1 protein-coding gene is annotated in these 385 nt (G+C 64.4%); it reads right to left on the bottom strand.

Annotated features, from left to right (window positions below; translation table 11 throughout):
* The coding region (locus tag UP06_RS41320; RefSeq protein ID WP_044999566.1) for a hypothetical protein at positions 1-385 on the bottom strand (385 nt) is incomplete at both ends.

Raw genomic sequence — 385 nt, 5'->3', positions numbered from 1 at the left:
CATCGTCGCGGCGTCCCCACTCGCCTTCTCAGCCTCCAGCCAGTAACGCTGCCGCTGGAACGCATAGGTCGGAAGTGACGCAACAGGCAGTTTCGCGAGATCGCCAAAGGCGTTCCAGTCAACGACAATGCCGTGCACGTGCAGCACACCGAGCGCTGACATCAGCGCCTCGGTGCCGTCGCGCCCGCGACGTTGTGTGGCCACCACCTGCATTGGTGATGCTTCCGACAGGCATCCCGCCGCAAGCCCCGTCAAAATCCCGTCCGGACCAAGCTCGAGGCTGGCCCGTACGCCTTCGGCTTCCAGCACATGCACGCCGTCGAGGAACCGTACCGGACTGCGTACCTGACGCACCCAGTACTCCGCGCTGCAAAGCTCGTCCTTG

This window comes from Bradyrhizobium sp. LTSP857 (assembly GCF_000938285.1).
In the GTDB taxonomy this organism is placed as follows: domain Bacteria; phylum Pseudomonadota; class Alphaproteobacteria; order Rhizobiales; family Xanthobacteraceae; genus Bradyrhizobium.
The sequence above is the reverse complement of the archived record's forward strand: the minus strand, read 5'-3'. Positions and strand labels throughout refer to the sequence as shown.